Origin of the sequence: Treponema denticola (genome assembly GCF_024181645.1) — a bacterium.
Taxonomy (GTDB): domain Bacteria; phylum Spirochaetota; class Spirochaetia; order Treponematales; family Treponemataceae; genus Treponema_B; species Treponema_B denticola_A.
This window is the reverse complement of the sequence record NZ_CP058624.1, coordinates 21,218-40,213: the sequence shown is the minus strand read 5'-3', so window position 1 is coordinate 40,213 and position 18,996 is coordinate 21,218. Positions and strand designations below refer to the sequence as shown.

At 41.0% G+C, this 18,996-nt stretch carries 18 protein-coding genes; 10 read left to right on the top strand and 8 right to left on the bottom strand.

The window, feature by feature from the left end:
- Positions 1-34 precede the first annotated feature (34 nt).
- Both HO345_RS00180 and HO345_RS00175 read left to right on the top strand, forming a co-directional pair.
- Positions 35-1,219, top strand: a complete 1,185-nt coding sequence (locus HO345_RS00180) for a dicarboxylate/amino acid:cation symporter (RefSeq protein WP_253683301.1) — start codon at positions 35-37, stop codon at positions 1,217-1,219.
- A gap of 342 nt (positions 1,220-1,561) precedes the next feature.
- Positions 1,562-2,497, top strand: coding sequence for a radical SAM protein (locus tag HO345_RS00175; RefSeq protein ID WP_253683300.1), 936 nt, complete (start codon positions 1,562-1,564; stop codon positions 2,495-2,497).
- Between the two features lie 28 nt (positions 2,498-2,525).
- On the opposite strand, the gene HO345_RS00170 is transcribed toward HO345_RS00175, so the two are convergent.
- From HO345_RS00170 to cobM, 7 genes are all read right to left on the bottom strand, one after another.
- A complete protein-coding gene (locus HO345_RS00170; protein ID WP_253683299.1) occupies positions 2,526-3,908 on the bottom strand; it encodes an MATE family efflux transporter in 1,383 nt (460 codons plus the stop codon).
- A gap of 21 nt (positions 3,909-3,929) precedes the next feature.
- The gene (locus tag HO345_RS00165; protein ID WP_253683298.1) at positions 3,930-4,745 is read right to left on the bottom strand and encodes a hypothetical protein; all 816 of its coding nucleotides are present in this window, start codon (positions 4,743-4,745) and stop codon (positions 3,930-3,932) included.
- A gap of 164 nt (positions 4,746-4,909) precedes the next feature.
- Positions 4,910-7,006, bottom strand: a complete 2,097-nt coding sequence (locus tag HO345_RS00160) for a methyl-accepting chemotaxis protein (RefSeq protein ID WP_253683297.1) — start codon at positions 7,004-7,006, stop codon at positions 4,910-4,912.
- Positions 7,007-7,247: 241 nt separating this feature from the next.
- On the bottom strand, positions 7,248-7,985 hold the full coding sequence (locus HO345_RS00155; protein ID WP_253683296.1) for a DUF4469 domain-containing protein: 738 nt from the start codon (positions 7,983-7,985) through the stop codon (positions 7,248-7,250).
- Positions 7,986-8,148: 163 nt separating this feature from the next.
- Entirely contained in the window at positions 8,149-8,481 is a 333-nt protein-coding gene (locus HO345_RS00150) for a hypothetical protein (protein WP_253683295.1), read from the bottom strand.
- A 71-nt stretch (positions 8,482-8,552) separates the two neighbouring features.
- Positions 8,553-9,602 (bottom strand): cobalt-precorrin 5A hydrolase, encoded by a 1,050-nt coding sequence (gene cbiG, locus HO345_RS00145; protein ID WP_253683294.1) that lies wholly within the window; start codon positions 9,600-9,602, stop codon positions 8,553-8,555.
- The gene (gene cobM / locus HO345_RS00140; RefSeq protein ID WP_253683293.1) at positions 9,599-10,348 is read right to left on the bottom strand and encodes a precorrin-4 C(11)-methyltransferase; all 750 of its coding nucleotides are present in this window, start codon (positions 10,346-10,348) and stop codon (positions 9,599-9,601) included. Before cobM ends, cbiG begins: the two co-directional genes overlap by 4 nt.
- Before the next feature lie 175 nt (positions 10,349-10,523).
- Between cobM and HO345_RS00135 the strand changes: the two genes are divergently transcribed.
- The 5 genes from HO345_RS00135 (at position 10,524) to HO345_RS00115 (ending at position 15,127) form a co-directional block, all read left to right on the top strand.
- A complete protein-coding gene (locus HO345_RS00135; RefSeq protein ID WP_253683292.1) occupies positions 10,524-11,990 on the top strand; it encodes an ATP-binding protein in 1,467 nt (488 codons plus the stop codon).
- A gap of 111 nt (positions 11,991-12,101) precedes the next feature.
- Entirely contained in the window at positions 12,102-12,857 is a 756-nt protein-coding gene (locus tag HO345_RS00130) for a ParA family protein (protein WP_253683291.1), read from the top strand.
- Entirely contained in the window at positions 12,850-13,743 is an 894-nt protein-coding gene (locus HO345_RS00125; RefSeq protein ID WP_253683290.1) for a ParB/RepB/Spo0J family partition protein, read from the top strand. The genes HO345_RS00130 and HO345_RS00125 overlap by 8 nt, the downstream gene beginning before the upstream one ends.
- Positions 13,744-13,766: 23 nt before the next feature.
- Positions 13,767-14,351, top strand: coding sequence for a hypothetical protein (locus HO345_RS00120; RefSeq protein WP_253683289.1), 585 nt, complete (start codon positions 13,767-13,769; stop codon positions 14,349-14,351).
- A complete protein-coding gene (locus HO345_RS00115; RefSeq protein WP_253683288.1) occupies positions 14,351-15,127 on the top strand; it encodes a TIGR02757 family protein in 777 nt (258 codons plus the stop codon). Before HO345_RS00120 ends, HO345_RS00115 begins: the two co-directional genes overlap by 1 nt.
- Before the next feature lie 5 nt (positions 15,128-15,132).
- On the opposite strand, the gene HO345_RS00110 is transcribed toward HO345_RS00115, so the two are convergent.
- The gene (locus tag HO345_RS00110; protein ID WP_253683287.1) at positions 15,133-16,050 is read right to left on the bottom strand and encodes a nucleotidyltransferase family protein; all 918 of its coding nucleotides are present in this window, start codon (positions 16,048-16,050) and stop codon (positions 15,133-15,135) included.
- A 160-nt stretch (positions 16,051-16,210) separates the two neighbouring features.
- Here HO345_RS00110 and HO345_RS00105 point away from each other — a divergent pair, with 160 nt between their 5' ends.
- Genes HO345_RS00105 through fabG form a run of 3 tightly spaced genes read left to right on the top strand, consistent with a single transcriptional unit; the run spans position 16,211 to position 18,903 of the window.
- A complete protein-coding gene (locus HO345_RS00105; protein ID WP_253683286.1) occupies positions 16,211-17,146 on the top strand; it encodes a beta-ketoacyl-ACP synthase III in 936 nt (311 codons plus the stop codon).
- Between the two features lie 22 nt (positions 17,147-17,168).
- A complete protein-coding gene (locus HO345_RS00100; protein WP_253684607.1) occupies positions 17,169-18,143 on the top strand; it encodes an ACP S-malonyltransferase in 975 nt (324 codons plus the stop codon).
- A gap of 16 nt (positions 18,144-18,159) precedes the next feature.
- Positions 18,160-18,903, top strand: coding sequence for a 3-oxoacyl-[acyl-carrier-protein] reductase (gene fabG / locus HO345_RS00095; RefSeq protein ID WP_253683285.1), 744 nt, complete (start codon positions 18,160-18,162; stop codon positions 18,901-18,903).
- Positions 18,904-18,996 lie beyond the last annotated feature (93 nt).

Genomic DNA, 18,996 nt, shown 5'->3' with positions numbered 1-18,996 from the left:
TTATACCTAATAATAAAAACTTGAGGAGTTTTTTATGGCAAAAGAAAAAAAGATTGGGCTTTTACCCAAACTCGGTATCGGTATTGCGGCAGGTATTTTGCTTGGACTCTTTGTTCCGGCATCTGTTATGGCCGTCATTAACACAATTAAGGCAATCTTAGGTTCGGTTATCTTCTTTATCGTACCTCTGGTTATCTTCGGTTTTATCGCTCCTGCAATCTGCGGTTTAAAGCAAAATGCAGGAAAAATGTTGGGAACCTTTCTAGGTTTGTCCTATATATCCGCTGTCGGAGCTTCAATTTTCTCAGCTATTGCAGGATATGTTTTGATTCCGTTTTTGCGTGTACCCAGCTCTATGAGTGCATTGGCAGACATCCCGAAAACGGCCTTCGTTTTATCTATTCCGCCTCTAATGCCGGTTATGACAGCATTGGTAATGGCTATCCTTGTAGGTATTTCGGTATTGTGGACAAAAGCCGAAACCATTGAAAAGGTTTTAGTAGAATTCCAAAAGATGATTTTGGAAATTGTAAACCGCATAGTTGTTCCTCTTTTGCCCTTCTTTATTGCAGCAACCTTTGCAGAACTGGCCTATAGCGGAAGTTTAACAAAACAGCTACCCGTATTCTTAAAGGTTATCGTTATCGTTTTAATCGGTCACTTTATCTGGCTTACTGTTCTCTACCTTATAGGAGGAGCAGTTTCAAAGAAAAATCCATTAGACGTTATCAAACACTACGGCCCCGCTTATACTACAGCTGTAGGAACTATGTCCAGTGCTGCAACTCTTCCCGTAGCCTTACGCTGCGCTCATAAATCGGATGCTCTTCCTTCAGAAGTTGCAGACTTTGCAATTCCGCTTGGAGCTACAACCCATCTTTGCGGTTCGGTTTTAACGGAAACATTCTTCTGTATGACAATAGCTCAAATGCTTTACGGTTCGCTGCCTTCTTTCGGAACAATGATTTTATTCTCATTCTTGTTCGGTGTATTTGCAGTAGGAGCACCCGGTGTACCCGGCGGAACCGTTATGGCCTCATTGGGTCTTGTTTTAAGCGTTTTAGGTTTTGACAGCACGGGAACAGGCTTGCTTATAGCTATCTTTGCTCTTCAAGACAGCTTCGGTACCGCATGTAACGTAACCGGTGACGGTGCCTTGGCCTTGATACTCAGAGGTATTTTCTACAAACCTGACGGTACTTTAAAAAAACAGGCTTAACACTATTAATTTTTAAATTAAAAAACCGCCCCCATGCCGGAAATTTTTTCGGCATGGGGGCGGTAAGGTTTAGTTACCGGTACAGGAACTAAACTGATAAGAGAACCGGCTCCCTTGTAAATTCATTTGTTGTTTTTCCTGTTTCCGTTCCCTTACGGGCATTTCAAGTCAAAGCGGTGTTTTTTGCCTCGAAGCTCCGCTGGTTGTACCGCACTGCTTAGGGCTTGGATTGGTACGCCGGCTTGCAAAATAAACACAATTACCAATTAAAAACAGCTTTCACTGAAATCGTCACCTTGAATCTCCAACATTATGAATGTATAATATAAAAGAGGGTAATTTATGGAATATGAAGGTAGAATTTGCAGGCCTCCTATGGAGCGTTCTTCTTTTATGCTTCCCGTAATGGTAGGCTGCTCATATAATAAGTGTAAGTTTTGTAATTTATTCCGCAACATAAAATATAGAGACTTATCTCTTTCAGAAATTGAAGAGGAACTTATACGCGTAAAAAATTTAAACGGGAATCTTTCAAAAATTTTTTTAGGAGACGGAAGCGCCTTCAATTTAAAAACTGAACATCTTTTAAAAATATTGAATTTAATCCATAAGTATTTTCCCGATTGTAATTGCATAAACATGGATGCGACAATCACAGGCATTTTACAAAAAAACGATGCCGAGTTGGAAACCCTATATACACAGGGCATTAGAACTCTTTATATCGGAATAGAAAGCGGCTTGGAAGATGTTCTTTTATTTATGAACAAGGATCACACAAGGGCTGAAGCTGAAAAGGCTGTATCTAAAATACAAGGGCACGGCTATTCTTTCGGAGCCCACATTATGACGGGCATTGCAGGAAAAGACAGAAGCATTGAAAATGCCGAAGCAACGGCAGAATTTTTAAACAAGACAAAACCAATCCGCGTCATAAATTTTTCAATGTTTCTCCACAAAGAAGGTCCTCTTTATAAAGATATAGAGGCGGGAAAATATGAAGCTGCAAGCGAGATGGAAAACCTTAAAGAAGAAAAAAGATTGATCGAGCTTTTAGGTGATGAGGACAATCCTATTTTTTATGACGGCTTCCACGATTATCTGGAGTTTAGGGTAAGGGGAATTCTTCCAAAAGACAGGGAGAAGATGCTGAAAAGCATTCAAGACAAAATCGAAAACTATAAACCTCTACAAAACGATTACGCTTTTGTAAACGGAGAATGTACGCCTTCTCTCGAAAAAGCTGACGGCTCAGGCAAAATATGGAAAACGGCCTAGACAGAACTTTTAACAAAGCTCCCAATCCTTAATCCGTAACCGAACGGAGCCATTTACCTGACCTGATACGCCAAAGCCCCAGAAGGGCCTTAAAAGGTTCTTCGCTAAAAAGACAAATATAAATTCCCCATGCCGGAATAGAAGTATAAACCGACAAAGAATATGCCAGCGGAATGGAAACACACCACATAACTGCCGTATCGCAGATTATACCGAAACGGGTATCGCCTCCTGCTCTTAGAATACCGACAAGCATACACATGTTAAAGGCTTTTAAGGGATAACAACAGGCTAAAATTATAAAAAGCTTCATAACGGTCTGTAAGACCACTGTTTCTACATTAAATAAAATCGGAGTCAAATACGAAATCGGAATTAGCATAGCACCGACAAAAACGGCAACAAAAGGCACAAAGATTGAAACCTTTGCCGCATAAGTTTTTGCCTCATCATAATTTTGCTCTCCGATTTTTTTCCCTATCAAAACGCTGACTCCGTTTCCGAAGCCTATAAAAATAACCCATGTCAACATCGAAACCGTGTTTGTAATATTGTAGGCGGCATAGGCAAATGTTCCGATTCCTGCAAATATCTTATGATGAAAGGTAATACCTAAAGACCATAACGATTCGTTTATTAGAACCGGCATAACTATCGCAAAGTATTGTCTTATAAATTTAAGATCAAAGTCAAAATGGTTTTTAAGTTTTCCGAGTATGGGATATTTCTTTTTCTTTGTTACCGAAAAAAGAATGATAAGCTCGGTAACTCTGGAAGCCACCGTTGCAATAGCCGCCCCCTTAACTCCGAGTGCGGGGAAGCCCAACAACCCGAAAATCAAAATAGCATTCAGTATAAGGTTTACAAAAAGAGAAACGAGCGTTGCCCCAACAGCGACCCTTACCTTTTCTATAGAACGGAGGGTAATCATAAAAATAAAGTTTACCGCAAAGGGCAAAAAGCAAAATGCCGAAACGCTGAGGTAGTCTACCCCCTTTTCGATTACGGCCGCATCCTTTGAATAGAGGGATAAAATTTCTTTTGGAAAAATAGTGCAGGCCAGTGTAAAGATGGCACTGAAAAAAACTGCAACGATGAGAGAAAGAGCAAAAGTTTTTTGTAAACCGTTAAAATCTTTTTTGCCCCAAAATTGAGCGGTAAAGACCATGCCGCCCGAACCTATGCCGTACAAAATCAAGTTCAATAAAAAAAACAATTGATTGCCAAGTCCTACGGCTGCAAGTTCAATAGTGCCCAAACGGCCTATCATTATCGTGTCTAAAATATTTACAAAGGAGCTTATAAAATTTTGCAATATTATAGGTACGGCAATTATAAATAAGTTTTTTAAAAAAGATTTATCCGAAAATACCGATTTTAAATTTACAACCGGTTTTGAATTTACAGTCATAAGTTTCCAAGCTCCTCCGTATTAAAAGTCTAAAATTTCATTTCGATGCTTTATTCCTAAAAGAGATAAATTCTTTTCAAGGCTGAGACTTTGGTCATAATTATCTTTTAAGTCAATCAAAAACCTATTCATCGAAAAATGCTGATAAAGAAAAATTTGCGGTTCTTTTTTATCCGCATATAAATTCTTCATCTCATTTGCATAAGCATAAAATAAGCAGCGGGGCTTAAGCTCGCTGTAGCCCACAAGCCATATAGGGCAGCCCAGTTTTTTTTGAAGCTCAGCCGTTTTTTGAGCCGTAAAGATTTGAGACTCTTCATATAATTTTTTAAAAGAGCCGTCCGCATCTTTTTTTAAAATATAATCCAGCTGCTTTGTCTTTGCCGTATGAATGGGCGTTTTGTTTAGGATAATAACATTCTTTCTAAAATCGATTCCGAACGAGGGATTTTTTTTAAAAAAGTTATCCGCAATCTTTCCTGCAAGGCCCACAAGATATTTTTGATTTTTATGAAGCTGCTCATTTTTCCCCGGATTATCGCCTATAACGATGAGCTTAATTTCATCATCTTGACTAATCGAATCCCAAGAGTGATTATACACAATCGGAGTTTCTACAGGATAGGGAGGTGTTTTACCCGCTAAAGCCGCCTCTTCTTGAAGCACAACCAAGCCCTCCTTAAAAAATGAAGCATTCTCTTTTTTAAAAGATTGGGCGGCACAGTTTTCTAAAGAAGGTTCCTTATATTTATATCCTAAAATATCAAGGTAATGCATACATTCGTTTTTATACTCGCTTTTAAATTTACAAAAAGCATTCCATTTATCTTTTTCCATCGGCAGGATATTATATCAGATTATCTATATTTTTGAAAAGAGCCGTTTAAAATGAGATATGAAGAAAATAACAACAGCTGATAAATTTTTTTGTTTTAATCAGCTGTTGTGTTAAGTTTTTACCTTTTTTGATTAAGGCCATTATTCTTAAATAAACTACTGGTTTACACTTTAAATTTGCCAACTTCTGCCGAAAGGTTCTTAATACTTGCTTTATTCTTTTGGCTTATCTCATTTACTTCCTGCACTGCATTGCTAATCTGCACGGCACCCGAAGCCATTTCGTTCATGCTGTCGGTGATAATGCGTGTAAGCTCGTCCAGCTTTTGCATTTCCAGAGCTACGTTTTCGCCGCCGCGGAGCATTTCGGCAGAGCCGTCATTTACCTGATTAGTTACCGTGTTGATGTCGCGGATGGCATTGAGAACTTCGCGGCTGCCGTTTTCCTGTTCACGCATAGCTTCCATAAGGTTTTGGCTCATCGTTTTGACCTGCTCGGAAAGGGCGAAGATGGCATTGAACTTTTCTTCTGCCGTTTTTGACGAGGTTGAAAGAGCCTCAATCTCGCCGGAGAGGACTTTAAGGGTAGAAGTGATTGTTTTTCCCTGAGTGCTTGATTCTTCTGCGAGCTTACGGATTTCATCTGCGACGACCGCAAAGCCCTTTCCTGCTTCGCCTGCGTGGGCGGCTTCGATTGCGGCGTTCATTGCGAGCAAGTTGGTTTGGCTGGCGATGTGCTGAATAACATTACTGGCTTCCAAAAGTCCGCCCGATTCTTCTGCAATACGCTGGGTAACAGAGTTTGAATTAACTATCGTTTCCTTACCGTCGGCTGTGGCGGAAGCGAGAGTTTTTATAACATCATCGGTTTTGCCGAGTGTCTGTGTGATTGATGCGATATTGCCGACCATCTGCTCGATAGCCGAAGAAGATTCCGCAACGGAAGCTGCCTGATTTTCAATACTCCCGTTAAGCTGTTTTATGGTACGGATAATTTCTTCGATGGTGGCGGCCGTTTCCGTAACGCTTGCGGCTTGGCTAAGAGCCTGTTGTTTTACCCCGTCGATGTTTGCACTTATTTGGTGTACGGCACTCGCGGTTTCGGTCATATTGGAAGCAAGCTCGGTGCCGATTTCTTCCATCGTGTTTGAGTTGACACCGACTTGCTTGATAGAAATACCGATTTTAGAAATGGTTTCGTTGAGGTGTTCAAACATACAGGTAATTTCATTGTTGCCGCGTACGGGCAGACGCACCGTGAAGTCCCCGTGTGCAATCTTCTCCAGTACGGGAATGGAATTTTGAACCGGTCTTACCATTACACGGGCAATAAAATAAACAATTACGAGGGAAATAAGCAAAATAGAAATAGCGGTAATAATTATCGAAATACGCAAAGTATTGACCATACCCATAAATTCATCTTGGGGGGCATCTATGATGATTGTCCAGTCGGTTGTTTTCATTGTGGCATAGGAGGCAATAACAGTTTCTCCTTTGTATTCGTAATAGCCGACGGAAGGCTCATCAATCTCTACTGCCATTTTTTGAAAAGCAGCCAATTCTCGAAGCGAGGCATCCGTTTTTGCCATTTCTGCTGCATTCGCTGCTTTTGTTACAAGTTCTGTATTTTTGTGAGCAATTGTGTTGCCTGTTTCTCCCAAAATATAACAGTAGCCCGTTTGACCGACAACGATGTCGTCAATAGCGTCGGTCAGCCAAATTCCGGGAATAATGGCGACTAAAGATGCAATATGATTGTTGTTGTTATCTATAACGGGAACAATGACCGCCATAACCAGCCTTTTCAGAATGGGCGACATAAAAGGTTCGGAAAAATACTTTTGTCCGCCGTTGGAGCCTTTATACCATGCAAGGTTTGAAATATCCGTTGCTCTGCCGTCGCTGGTATACAGCAATCCTTTGCGGTCGGCAATATTCAAGTCAAGAATTTGATCATTGAATGCCGCTTCGTTGTCGAGCAGGCGGCTTTTTTCGCTGTACGATATGGTCGGGTCGCGGAACGCCGGCATACGCGCAATCCCTTCAAGGAACTGCCAAAATGCATTGACCCGTCCGTCAATAATTTCCGCCGTATCGGTTGCTTTGTCGATAAGGTGTATCTGTACCTTTTCGGTTATTGCTTTGCTCGCCGTACACACAGCTAAAATTCCAAGTGTCAGACAGACTGCAAGAATAAGCAATCCAAATACCAGCATCAGTTCGGTTCTCAATGAACCCCTTTTTTTCTCTTTTTTCATTAAAGAAAATCTCCTTTTAGGGACTTACACCCCTAAAAACCCCATTTTGGAAAGTGACGGGGGTTATCTATTTTGTTTTTTAGATTGAATTGTCCCAATCCGAAAGGACGTTCTCAAGCGGACGGACTATCCGCTGCGGGGAACAGGTCGTTCACCGTTCAGTGAATAAGGTCTTCACCGTACAGTGAACGGGTCATTCACCGCTCGGTGAACGAAGGCTTCACTGAGCGGTGAAGAGTGCTTAAATCTTTGCCGTACAGGGAAGTTTAAAAATCATTTCCCGTACTTCTTTAAGCGTTTTATTACTGCCGGTAAGTTTTGTCCGCACGATGACGGTTACCGCACCCGCCGGTACTTCTTTGGGTACGCGGGCGATGATTTGGCTCGGCAGGTTGACCGAAAGGCGGCGTTCGGTTTTGTACTCTGTGCCGTCGGCGGTTTTAAAGAAAACTCCTTGAGCAGCGTCTTTTTCGTCTACTTTGAGTTTGTCGCCCTCGATGATGATGTCATCTCCTATCGTAAGCGTGCCGTCTTTTAAGCCCGTCGCGGTGTCGGTTATTTCGGTTATGCGGGCAGAGCTTTCTTTTGCGCCCATCACTTTTACGCCGATTGCATCAAGAGCGGTTCTCAGGTCGGCGGTGGGGATAAGGTCAACCGTGCGCTTGTGCACTTTTTCGTCGTATGCTGAGTTTTCCGTCTCCCACACGCCCGATACGCGGGGGCTTATTTGCACAAGCCCGTCCATAAAGCTCAAACCTTCTTCAATCAGGTCTTTTACAGCCTTATCGCGCATTGAAAGAATGCTCATAATTGTTTCCTTGCGGAATTCCGAGCGTTCTTTGGTGATGATTTCCGCAATGTCTTCGTTCCTCTGCGTAGCGGCATGTGCATGAACATCAGCTATGCAGTCCCTGTCGTTGTCTTTGGTTAAGGTATTCGGTCTTAAATACACTTCCCAAACCGATTTTTTCTTTGCCATAGTTTCCTCCTGTAGTTTAAGGGGGATGTCCCCCTTAAAAATCCCCCCAATTAGGGGTGCTTTTTTCTTTTTTCCGACAAAAGAAAAAAGCACCCCTATGACCCCGAAAAAAGAAAAGTGCGGCTTAGGGGCTTACGCCCCTAAGAACCCCGCCGTCCCTCCCCTATACATTTGGATTGACAGATCTCAATCCGGACATGCCGATTATTTCTTTGCGAAGTTGAGCGAAGCTCAGCGCTCTGCGTGCCTTGCGGTTTTTTATGTGAGTAAATTTGTTTGTGTTTGATTGTAAATTTATTTGGGCACAGGAACCCCTCAGCTGTGAAGCTGTGAAGCTGTGAAGCTGTGAAGCTGTGAAGCTGTGAAGCTGTGAAGCTGTGAAGCTGTGAAGCTGTGAATTTTGCCCGATACGATACTTTATGTCAAGTACTTTTGCAAAACTTTTTTGCTCTTTTTTGTAAAGCCGATAAGTTTTACCGTTTTCTCTCTTTAACATAGTAACAGTATACAGGATTAGAGCCTGAATTGCAAGGGTTGTTGTAAGAACTTCTTCAATCGTTTTTAGTTTTAACTCATGCTCTCCGCAACCGAAACGGTTACGCCCTCGTGTTTAAACTTATCTAAAATTATTTTGCCGCCGAGGAGGAAGGCGGAAGGGGCCGAAACATTGTAAACTCCGACCGTCCTTTTTACAAAGTCGGACTTTTCAAAATTGTCTTCTATTTTTTCTATTTGGCTTTTAGAAAAAAAGACGGGGCTTATTTTTAATTCTTTTGCAAACTCAAGCAAGCCTTTTTCGTTTTGTTTTAAGTCTATCGAAGCTATCGCTTTAACAGCCTTTAAATCCTTGTTTATTGAATCGAGGGCTTTTTTTACCGCCTCGGCAAGGGTCTCTTTATCCACTCCTTTTTTTAAGCCTATCCCTAAGTTTAAATTTTTAGGCACCAAGTGAACGATGGGCAAAGACCGGCTTAAAGCCGATATAGTTTCTCTTTTTTTATTTGAAACGATGATAAGGCCTTCGAGTTTTTTTTCTTCGGTTAAAGCCTTAAAATGCGAATTAAAATCTTTTTCTTGTAAAATAAAAAGATGGGGATAATTTATCGGTGCCGCCTTATCTTCGGAACAAAAGCCTATAGTTTTTCCATCTACCATAAGGGAGGTAATTATCTTTGCATCTTCCATAGATAAAATAGCATAATTGTTTTTTTGAGCAAACAAGTCGACGGCTTCTATATTCCGGCCGTCGGAAGCCGTTGTAATTACACTCACAGCCCCGAGCAGCTTTGCAATTTTTTCGGTAAGAGCATTAGCCCCGCCCAAGTGACCCGACAAAAGCGAAATTACAAAACGCCCCAAATCATCGATTACAAGCACCGCAGGGTCTTGGGTTTTATCCTTTATATAATCCTTTATCATTCGGACGGCAATACCGGTAGAAGAAATAAAAATAAGGGCATCCCGATTTTTAAAATCATCGGGAATAAGGGAGCGGATTCCTCCAGCTGTTTTTGCGTTATAAAAATGCTCGATTATAAAATCATCTGCCAAGCCTGATAATTTTTCTCCCAAGAGCTTCCCTTTTTCGGTAAAGGAATAAACTGCTATTTTTTTCATTTTTCCGCTTTTCTAAATTCGTGAGAAAATTTAGGATTGTAAAGCTGAGACCTTTTATAATCTCCCGCAATAAAATTCCCTACCAAGATTTGGGCGGTTTTGTTTATACCGGCCTTCTTTACTTTTTGAGCAATATCGCCGAGGGTACCTATTATTATTTCTTGATCTTCCCAAGTCGCCTTGTAAATTACGGCAGCGGGGGTAGCTTCATCCTTATAGCCTTTAAGAAGTTCTGCAACTACATTTTCTATATTTTGCACCGACAAAAAAATCGACATCGAGGCCTTGTGTGCAGCAAGCGCCACCAGCTTTTCCTCCTGAGGAACAGGGGTGCGGCCTTCCATGCGGGTTAGAATAATTGTCTGGCTTACATCGGGAAGGGTGAACTCTTTTTTGATTGCCGCCGCCGCCGCCGTACATGAACTCACGCCCGGGATAACCTCATAGTCTATCCTGAGTTTATCAAGCTCATCCATCTGCTCCCTGACAGCCCCATAAATTGAAGGGTCGCCGGTGTGAAGCCTCACAATCTGAGCATTGCGGTTTGCCTCCATAACTTTGATAACTTCTTCAAGAGTTATTGAAGCCGAATTATAAGTTTTACAGTTAGGCTTTGCAAACGTGAGATGCTCGGCTGAAACCAAAGAGCCTGCATAAATAATTATATCGGCTTTTTCAATCAGCTTACGCCCTTTTATCGTAATTAAATCCGGATCCCCCGGACCCGCTCCTACAAAATAAACCATAATATTCCTTTTATTGTTTTTATAAGAATTATTCTACTATTCTTTAAAGGGCTGTGTCAACGGCTAAAAAATATTAGATTTTTAACTTAAACAACTAAAAGAAAGCTATCATTGAAATACATTAAAACTTGATAAAATATCTTTTATAAGATATACTACATACAGGAGAAAACAATTGGATATAAATGAAATAAAAAAGGGAGAAAACGAATTTACCGAATTTAAAAAATCCGTTCCGGAGAAAAGTATAAAATATATGAAAACGGTTGTAGCCTTTGCTAACGGACGCGGCGGTAAAATCATTTTTGGAGTTGAAAATAACACCTGCGAAATAATAGGTGTTCCGCAAAAAGAGATTTTCACAATTATAGACTCTATCACAAATGCAATTTCAGACAGCTGCGAACCTAAAATAATTCCAAGTATTTCTCTTAAAAATATAAATGATAAAACAATCATAATAGTAGAAATACTTAAAGGAATGCAAAGTCCATACTATATAAAATCTGAAGGAATTCAAAACGGAACATATCAAAGAATAGGAGCCACGACCAGAAATGTGGAAGCCTATACTCTAAAAGAGTTAATCCTTGAAGGAAGTGGCCGAAGTTTTGACAGTATTCCAATAAATTCACAAAAGCTGACGGAAAAAGAGATAGATGAAACCTGTAAGCTGATTACTTCTTATACAAGAAAAAGAGCTGAAAATGACATTGAAAAAAAATCAATCAAAAAGCTCTCTAAAAATCAACTTATATCTTGGGGCATTATCGTAGAAAAAAATAATAAATATATACCGACCTATGCATATAATCTTTTATCGGGACAACCCTTACCTTCCGGCTTTTCGGAGATTCAATGCGGAGTTTTTAAGGGCAAATCAAGAGCTGTATTTCTTGATAGAAAAACCTACTCAGGCCCAATTTATGAGCAGATAGATGAAGCTTATAACTTTGTTTTAAGAAATATAAGAATGGGAGCAAGGGTAAAAGGCTCATTTAGGCATGATGTATATGAACTACCTCCTTCAACAATTCGAGAACTTATCTGCAATGCCGTATGCCATCGCTCATATTTACAGCCTTCAAACATTCAGGTTGCAGTTTATGACGATCGACTTGAAATTACCTCACCGGGAATGTTATCAAAGGAACTCACAATAGAAAAAATAATGGCCGGATATTCCAAAATACGGAACCGAGGTATCGCAAATGTATTTTCATATATGCACATAATTGAAGCTTGGGGAAGCGGAATTCCGAGAATGATAGAAGAATGTGATGAACATGGAATAAGACCTCCTGAGTTCATTGATTTTGAAGGAGACTTTAGAATTTGCTTATATCGAAATATCAACACCAATGGCACCAATCCTGTCACCAATGGCACCAATCCTGTCACCAATGGCACCAATCCTGTCACCAATGGCACTAATCTTGAGTCTAACGAAATTTTATACGAAAAAGTACTGGACTCGTTAAAAGCAAACCCTAAAATTACTCAACAAGAAATAAGTAAATTACTCAATACATCGCTTCGTACAGTTAAACGTATTTTAGCCCGCATGCAGGAAGAAAATATTGTAAAACGGAAAGGATCTTCAAGAGCTGGGACTTGGCTTGTGGTTGATGAAATTAGATAATTCTAACATGATATTATAAAATTTTCAATTCATTTTCTTCTAATACCTAAAAAATCGTTAAGCTTAAAAACCCCTTACATAAATATTAAAAATCATGTATAATGAAGCATTATGGGAAAAACATTTGTTTTTGTAAACCAAAAGGGCGGGGTCGGGAAGACGACTTCCGTAATTAATTTGGGTGCTTACATCGCACTGACAGGAAAAAAGACTCTTCTAATAGACTTTGACCCTCAGGGGAATATGTCTTCCGGTGTCGGTATTCAAAAAAAGCGGCCGACCGTTTATGATGCCCTTGCCCAAAAGACCTCAATAAAAAATACCATCTACCCTACTACGGTAAAAAACTTATCGGCAATCCCGGCTTCAATAGACCTTTCGGGAGCAACGGTAGAACTTGTAGACGAAGCCGACAGGGAATTCTATCTTAAAAATATTATCGAAAGCGTAAAAAACGAATACGACTATATTTTAATCGACTGTCCTCCGTCTTTGGGCATCTTAACATTAAACGGACTCACGGCAGCCGATCAAGTGTACATACCGCTCCAATGCGAATACTTCGCTCTTGAAGGTTTAACCCTTCTTTTGCAGACAGTTCAAAGGGTACAGCAAAGCCTTAATCCTTCTCTTGAAATAGGCGGAATATTTTTTACCATGTTCGACTCAAGAACCAATCTTGCTCAAGAAGTTGTACAGCAGGTATCCTCATATTTTAAAGATAAGGTTTTTTCGACTATTATTCCGCGGAATGTAAGATTATCCGAAGCCCCCTCACATGGAATTCCGATTTGCAATTATGATGCAAAATGTACGGGAGCAAAAAGTTACGAAAAACTTGCAAATGAGGTACTGAACCGTGGCTAAAAAATCGGCATTAGGAAGGGGCCTCAATGCCCTCTTGGAAGAACAACCGGCAAATCATATAGTGGAATCGTTGAATGTTTCCGAAGACTCAATTATCAATATTGACCCTAAACTGCTGCAGCCGAATCCGTATCAGCCTCGAAAAACCTTTGATGAAGAAAAAATAAGCGAGCTTGCAGAATCAATAAAAGAACACGGAATAATTCAGCCGATTGTAGCCGAAAAACATGAGGACAATGGTTACTTTATAATAGCCGGAGAAAGGCGTACAAGAGCCGCCATCAGCTTAGGTTTGGAAACTGTTCCGGTAATCCTACGCAGCTTTGAAGAAAAAAAGAAACTGGAAGTAGCTCTTATCGAAAACATTCAGAGGGAAGACCTAAACGCAATCGATGAAGCCCTTGCCTACCAAGAGATTATGGAACTGGCAGCCATAAACCAAGAAGAACTTGCAAAGAGGGTCGGCAAAAGCAGGTCGGCAATTACAAACAGTTTAAGAATATTAAAGCTGCCGGAAGAAATGAAAGATGCTTTGCGGGTAAACAAAATTTCGGCAGGCCATGCCCGTTCTCTACTATCCATAGTAAATCCTGCCGATCAAAAAATTCTTTTTTCGAGAATTTTAGAATCGGAATTATCGGTACGCGAAGCCGAGTCAATGGCAGCCGAGCTTAATTCGGGAATAGGCCGCATAACAAAAAAACAAAAAAAAGAAACGCAATCGCTTTCTACTGATGATTTTGAATTAAGAGATATTGAACAGCAGTTTATAAACTCCTTAGGTACAAAGGTTCAAATAAAAGGAAACTTAAAAAAAGGAGTTGTCGAAATATCGTACTTTTCAAAAGATGATTTGGATATGCTATATAAAAAGATAAACTCTTAAACCGGAAAAAATTGGAGGATGATATGGCAAAAAAAGCAAGTGAAACAAAAACTACAAAAAAGGCTAAGACACCGACAAAAGCCGCTGCAAAAAAAACAACAAAGACTCCGGTTAAAAAAACTATTTCCGCCTATAAACAATCGGCTGCCGAAAAAAAACTCGTTACCGAATTAGCGGAACTTACAAAGCAAATGGATGCTGAAGGCCTCTTATTTTTGATAGAACAGGCTCGCGTTCACTTATATAATATGCAGGTAGAAGCTCTTGAAGAAGACTTGCAGGCAATAGAAGAAAAAAGGGCAAAAACCGTCAGCGTAAAAAAAGCTCAGCCCAAAAAAGATTTTAGGATTGAAAGAGCAAGCGACGGTTCCGTTTATCACATAATAAGCGGCGGGAAATGGAAGCTGATAAATGCCGATGAGCTTTTCAGCATTTTAAAAATCGTAAATGCAAAACTGGATGATAATGAAATAAGGCTCAACCTTATTCACTGGTTTTTTAAAGAGAGGGGAGACTTTGTTTCCGATCTTGGACTTGCAGATACCCACGATCCCAGATGGCTGGAGCTTATTAAACTTTTAAAAACAAATTTTAAGATAAAGATATAATGAACTCTCAATTTAAAGACCTAAAAAAAACTCTTGACAAGCTGGTAATAAAATACGAAAAACCGGCCTTTATACCTGCCGATCCTATAAGTATTCCGCACCGTTTTTCTAAAAAAGAAGATATAGAGATTGCAGGCTTTTTTGTTTCCATTTTTGCATGGGGAAACAGAACCGCCATCTTAAAAAGTGCGGATAAACTAATGAATATTTTACAAAACCGGCCTCACGCATTTTTAACGCAAAGCACACCAGCTCAACTAAAAATAATAAACACTTTTTATCACCGAACCCTAAACGGAGGAGACAGCCTCGCCATAGCAAAGGCTATAAGACGCATTTATTTATCGGGTTCAAATTTTGAAGAATTGTTTAAAGCTAAAAATCAGAATGAACCTTTGATAAGCAGGATGAGCCGATTTAGAAAAGAATTTATCAAAAACATGGATCCGCATAATACAAAGCATATAGCCGATATGGAAGGCGGTTCTGCAGCAAAAAGACTAAATATGTTTTTACGCTGGATGGTAAGGTCTCAGGAGAAGGGTGTCGATTTCGGTTTATGGAAAAGCGTTAAACCGTCTGAGCTCTACCTCCCCTTGGACGTTCACTGTGCCCGAAGAGGAAGAGCTCTAGGCCTTTTAACCCGCAAACAAAACGACCGCAAAGCCGTAGAAGAAATAACGGAACGCCTCAGAGAATTTTGTCCCGAAGATCCTGCAAAATACGACTTTGCTCTTTTTGCCCCCGAAGTCGAAAAGGCCTTAGCAGAAAGATAAGAGTTTTACCTCCACAGGAATTCGGGATAGTAGCCTTCTTTTACCTTATTTTCAAGTTCTTTTTTAACAATTTCTCTGTCTTCGGGATAGGTCATTCCGAACCATCTTTCGGTGGTAGTATAAACCTTAACCTTTCCTAAACCCTTTTTCATCATTGCCCCGACACCTTCAGGCAAAAGACATTCGGCTTTTTCGCTTTCTGCATATTTATGAATAAAGTCTTTAAAATACTCATTCATAAAATCGAAAATTTTAGGAGAGAAGCCGAATAGATTCATCGAGACGGTTTCCTTACCTGAAAATTCGACATTCTTTCCCTCATGCTCGGAAATAATCTTTTCGACTGAACCTTCTTTTTTGTATGCAATATCCTTGTGTTCGGTTATTCCGATAAGATAACCGTTTCCTACTTGGCAGACCCCTCTCGAAACGGAACCGGATCGGCTCAAGGTTTTATCCAAGATATAACCGACCATAGCATGTTCCGTGGAATCATTTGACAGGGTTGAAAGATGGGTTGCTATCGTTTTATAAGCCGAGCGGCCATAGTAGTCATCGGCATTTATAACAGCAAAGGGCTCATTTATCTTTAACTCCGCAGACAAAATAGCATGAGCAGTTCCCCAAGGTTTTTTCCGGTTGACAGCCCTTTTTATCTGCTCATCAGTTAAAAACCCTTCCATAGATTGGAATACATAATCGGCATTGCAATTACGCGCAATCCTATTAAAAAAGCGCTCTCTAAAATCGTTCTCAATATCTTCCCTAATTATAAAGACAACCTTTCCAAAGCCGTTATTCATAGCGTCATAAACGGCATAGTCCAATAAGGTTTCATCATGCCTGCCGACAGCAGCTATTTGTTTTACTCCTCCATATCGGCTGCCCATTCCGGCAGCCAGAACCAAAAGAGTTGGTTTCATAAATAAACCTCCTAGAAATAAAGTTAGGTTAAAATCCAACCTGCGTTATCATATCACATAATAGGAATAAATAAAAGACATGCTCAAATTTTCCCTAACAGTTGACATTATTATCAAAAAAATACTAAAATGTTCTTCGTAGATTATAAGCGAGAAAACTATGGCTATTATAATAAAAACAACGGGAAAGGCTATTCCAAAAAGGATAATGCACAACAGCGATTTTCCCGCTTCCTTAGATACTTCGGATGAATGGATCAGAAGCCACACAGGAATAGGAAGCCGCTACATAGCTTCCCAAGAAGACACAAGTGCATCCCTCGGCGCCGCGGCCTGTAAACAGGTATTGGCAAATGAAAATCTAAATCCTCAGGATATAGACTTAATTATCTGTGCTACCGCCACGGCAGAATACCAAGGCTTTCCGTCGAATGCCTGTCTTATCCAAAAAGAACTTGGTGCAAAAAATGCGGCATGTTTTGACCTGTCGGCAGCATGTTCAGGCTTTTTATACGCAATAGATACGGCAGCGGCCCTCATGGAAAGGCACGGCCGGCGTTATGCCCTTGTCTGCGGCACCGAAGTTTTAAGCAAAATAATCGATTGGCAAGACCGTTCTACCTGCGTACTATTCGGAGACGGGGCCGGGGCAGCCCTCCTTGAAAACACATTTGATAATTCAAAGAGGGGCATAGGCTCGGTAATTTTAGGTTCTGACGGAACAGGTTATGAAGCTCTTTATATGGCAGACCATCTAAAAATGAACGGAAGAACCGTCTACAATTTTGCAGTCGGCGTTATAACCGAAACCGTAAAAAGCCTTCTTCAAAAAGAAAACATCAATATGGAAGATGTAGACTTGGTTGTATGCCACCAAGCCAATAAACGCATTTTAGAAGCCGCCGCAAAAAGACTTAACACCGATATGAGCAAATTCGCATGTAATATGGAAAACTACGGAAACACTTCGGCTGCTTCCATTCCGATAACCCTCGATGATTTAAGGCTTCAAGGAAAATTAACCCAAGGAACAACAATAATTACGGCAGGCTTTGGGGCCGGGCTCACATGGGGCGGTGCCGTAATAAGATTCTAGAATAAATAAGGTGAGGATGATGATGAACAGTATATTTTTATTTTCCGGGCAGGGTGCACAATTTAAGGGTATGGCTCAAGATATTGTTGACGAATACGGAGCTGCAAAGGACCTAATTAAAAAAATCAGCGATATAACCGGAGAGGATATAAATGCCCTTTTACGGCACACCGAAAACGAAGAGCTTTCAAGGAGCGACAAGAGCCAGTTGGCTATAATTGCGGTTGAGACGGCCATTCTTGCCGTTTTAAAAGAAAAAGGAATAAACCCATCAGCCGTTGCAGGTTTCAGTCTGGGAGAGTTTTCAGCCCTCTATGCTTCCGGTATTTTAAGCTTTGAAGATATGATACGCATCGTACAAGAACGAGGGGCTATTATGCAGGCAGCCTGCGATAAGATTGCAGCAAGGGCAACAGAGGGCTCCGGTGCCCTGGGTATGTCGGCTATTTTAAAACTTGAGCCCGAAAAGGTTCTGGAACTATTAAAGCCCTATTCCGACCCCAAAAGCGGAATAGTATTTGCCGCCAATATGAATAGTCCCGTTCAAACCGTTATTTCGGGAACGGCGGAGGGCTTAAGCCTTGCCGAAAACTTGTGCAAGGAAGCCGGAGCAAAAAGGTGTGTCCGCCTTGCGGTTGCAGGCCCCTTCCACTCCCCCCTAATGGAAGAAGCGGCAAAAGAATTCGAAGAGGTCTTAAAAAGCTTTGACTTTAAAACCCCTCAAATCCCGGTATTTTCAAATGTTACGGGCAAGCAAGTAAAATCGGGAGAAGAAGCAAAAGCAAACGCAGTTCTTCACCTTACCCATCCAGTCCTATGGACGAGCGAAGAAAAGGAAATCGCTTCTTTAAGCGGAAGCTTAAAACCCTGCCGCCTCTTGGAAGTAGGCCCGGGAAACACCCTGTGCAATCTTTGGAGAGACAGCGGTTTTGCATCGGATGAACTTGCATGTTCACCGACCGGAACTTTAGACCAATTAAACAAGATTATAGAATAGGAAAGGTACAAGTATTATGTTATTAAAAGGAAAAAAAGCATTGGTAACAGGCTCTTCGAGAGGAATCGGAAAAGAGGTTGTTAGAAGATTCATTGAAGAGGGAGCCGAAGTTTGGGGCTTATGTACAAAACCCTCTGCAAGCAAGACAGAAATGGAAGCATTTGCAGAAGAAAAAGGAAGCGCATTTCATGAAATATACGCTGACTGCGGCAATGCGGAAGGCCTTACCGAAACGGTAAAAAAAGCCCTCGAAGAATCGGGCGGCTTTGACATACTTGTAAACAACGCAGGTATTACAAGAGACGGCCTTTCATTTAGGATGAAGCTTTCCGACTGGGAAGACGTTTTACGAGTAAACTTGACAGGCGTTTTTGTCGCCTCGCAAATTATTTCTTCCGACATGATTAGAAAAAGAGCCGGCTCGATTATCAATATGACAAGTATCGTAGGCCTTCACGGTCAGGGCGGGCAGGTCAACTATTCCGCAAGCAAGGCCGGCCTCATAGGTTTTACAAAGAGCCTTGCAAAAGAAACGGCAGGAAGAGGAGTACGCGTAAACGCCATCGCCCCCGGCTATATCGAAACCGATATGACCGCCGCCGTAAACGAAGAAATGCGGAAGGCATGGGTCGAGGGAATCCCCTTAAAAAGAGCAGGACAGCCCCTAGACATAGCAAACGCCGCAGCCTTTTTGGCTTCGGACTTATCGCTTTATATAACCGCCCAAGTCCTAGGTGTCGACGGCGGACTGGGAGCATAGGCTATTTGCTGGTCTACCTGCATAAGGGTTGACCGGCTAAATAATGTTAAGCGGACTATGCCGCGGACGAGCTCGGTTTATAGAGTAATAGTA

Excerpts from the sequence above, each read along its gene's own strand:
- HO345_RS00180 (WP_253683301.1), top strand. The coding sequence starts at position 35 with ATGGCAAAAGAAAAAAAGATTGGGCTTTTACCCAAACTCGGTATCGGT.
- HO345_RS00175 (WP_253683300.1), top strand. The coding sequence starts at position 1,562 with ATGGAATATGAAGGTAGAATTTGCAGGCCTCCTATGGAGCGTTCTTCT.
- HO345_RS00170 (WP_253683299.1), bottom strand. The coding sequence starts at position 3,908 with ATGACTGTAAATTCAAAACCGGTTGTAAATTTAAAATCGGTATTTTCG.
- HO345_RS00165 (WP_253683298.1), bottom strand. The coding sequence starts at position 4,745 with ATGGAAAAAGATAAATGGAATGCTTTTTGTAAATTTAAAAGCGAGTAT.
- HO345_RS00160 (WP_253683297.1), bottom strand. The coding sequence starts at position 7,006 with ATGAAAAAAGAGAAAAAAAGGGGTTCATTGAGAACCGAACTGATGCTG.
- HO345_RS00155 (WP_253683296.1), bottom strand. The coding sequence starts at position 7,985 with ATGGCAAAGAAAAAATCGGTTTGGGAAGTGTATTTAAGACCGAATACC.
- HO345_RS00150 (WP_253683295.1), bottom strand. The coding sequence starts at position 8,481 with ATGTTAAAGAGAGAAAACGGTAAAACTTATCGGCTTTACAAAAAAGAG.
- cbiG (WP_253683294.1), bottom strand. The coding sequence starts at position 9,602 with ATGAAAAAAATAGCAGTTTATTCCTTTACCGAAAAAGGGAAGCTCTTG.
- cobM (WP_253683293.1), bottom strand. The coding sequence starts at position 10,348 with ATGGTTTATTTTGTAGGAGCGGGTCCGGGGGATCCGGATTTAATTACG.
- HO345_RS00130 (WP_253683291.1), top strand. The coding sequence starts at position 12,102 with ATGGGAAAAACATTTGTTTTTGTAAACCAAAAGGGCGGGGTCGGGAAG.
- HO345_RS00120 (WP_253683289.1), top strand. The coding sequence starts at position 13,767 with ATGGCAAAAAAAGCAAGTGAAACAAAAACTACAAAAAAGGCTAAGACA.
- HO345_RS00115 (WP_253683288.1), top strand. The coding sequence starts at position 14,351 with ATGAACTCTCAATTTAAAGACCTAAAAAAAACTCTTGACAAGCTGGTA.
- HO345_RS00110 (WP_253683287.1), bottom strand. The coding sequence starts at position 16,050 with ATGAAACCAACTCTTTTGGTTCTGGCTGCCGGAATGGGCAGCCGATAT.
- HO345_RS00105 (WP_253683286.1), top strand. The coding sequence starts at position 16,211 with ATGGCTATTATAATAAAAACAACGGGAAAGGCTATTCCAAAAAGGATA.
- HO345_RS00100 (WP_253684607.1), top strand. The coding sequence starts at position 17,169 with ATGAACAGTATATTTTTATTTTCCGGGCAGGGTGCACAATTTAAGGGT.
- fabG (WP_253683285.1), top strand. The coding sequence starts at position 18,160 with ATGTTATTAAAAGGAAAAAAAGCATTGGTAACAGGCTCTTCGAGAGGA.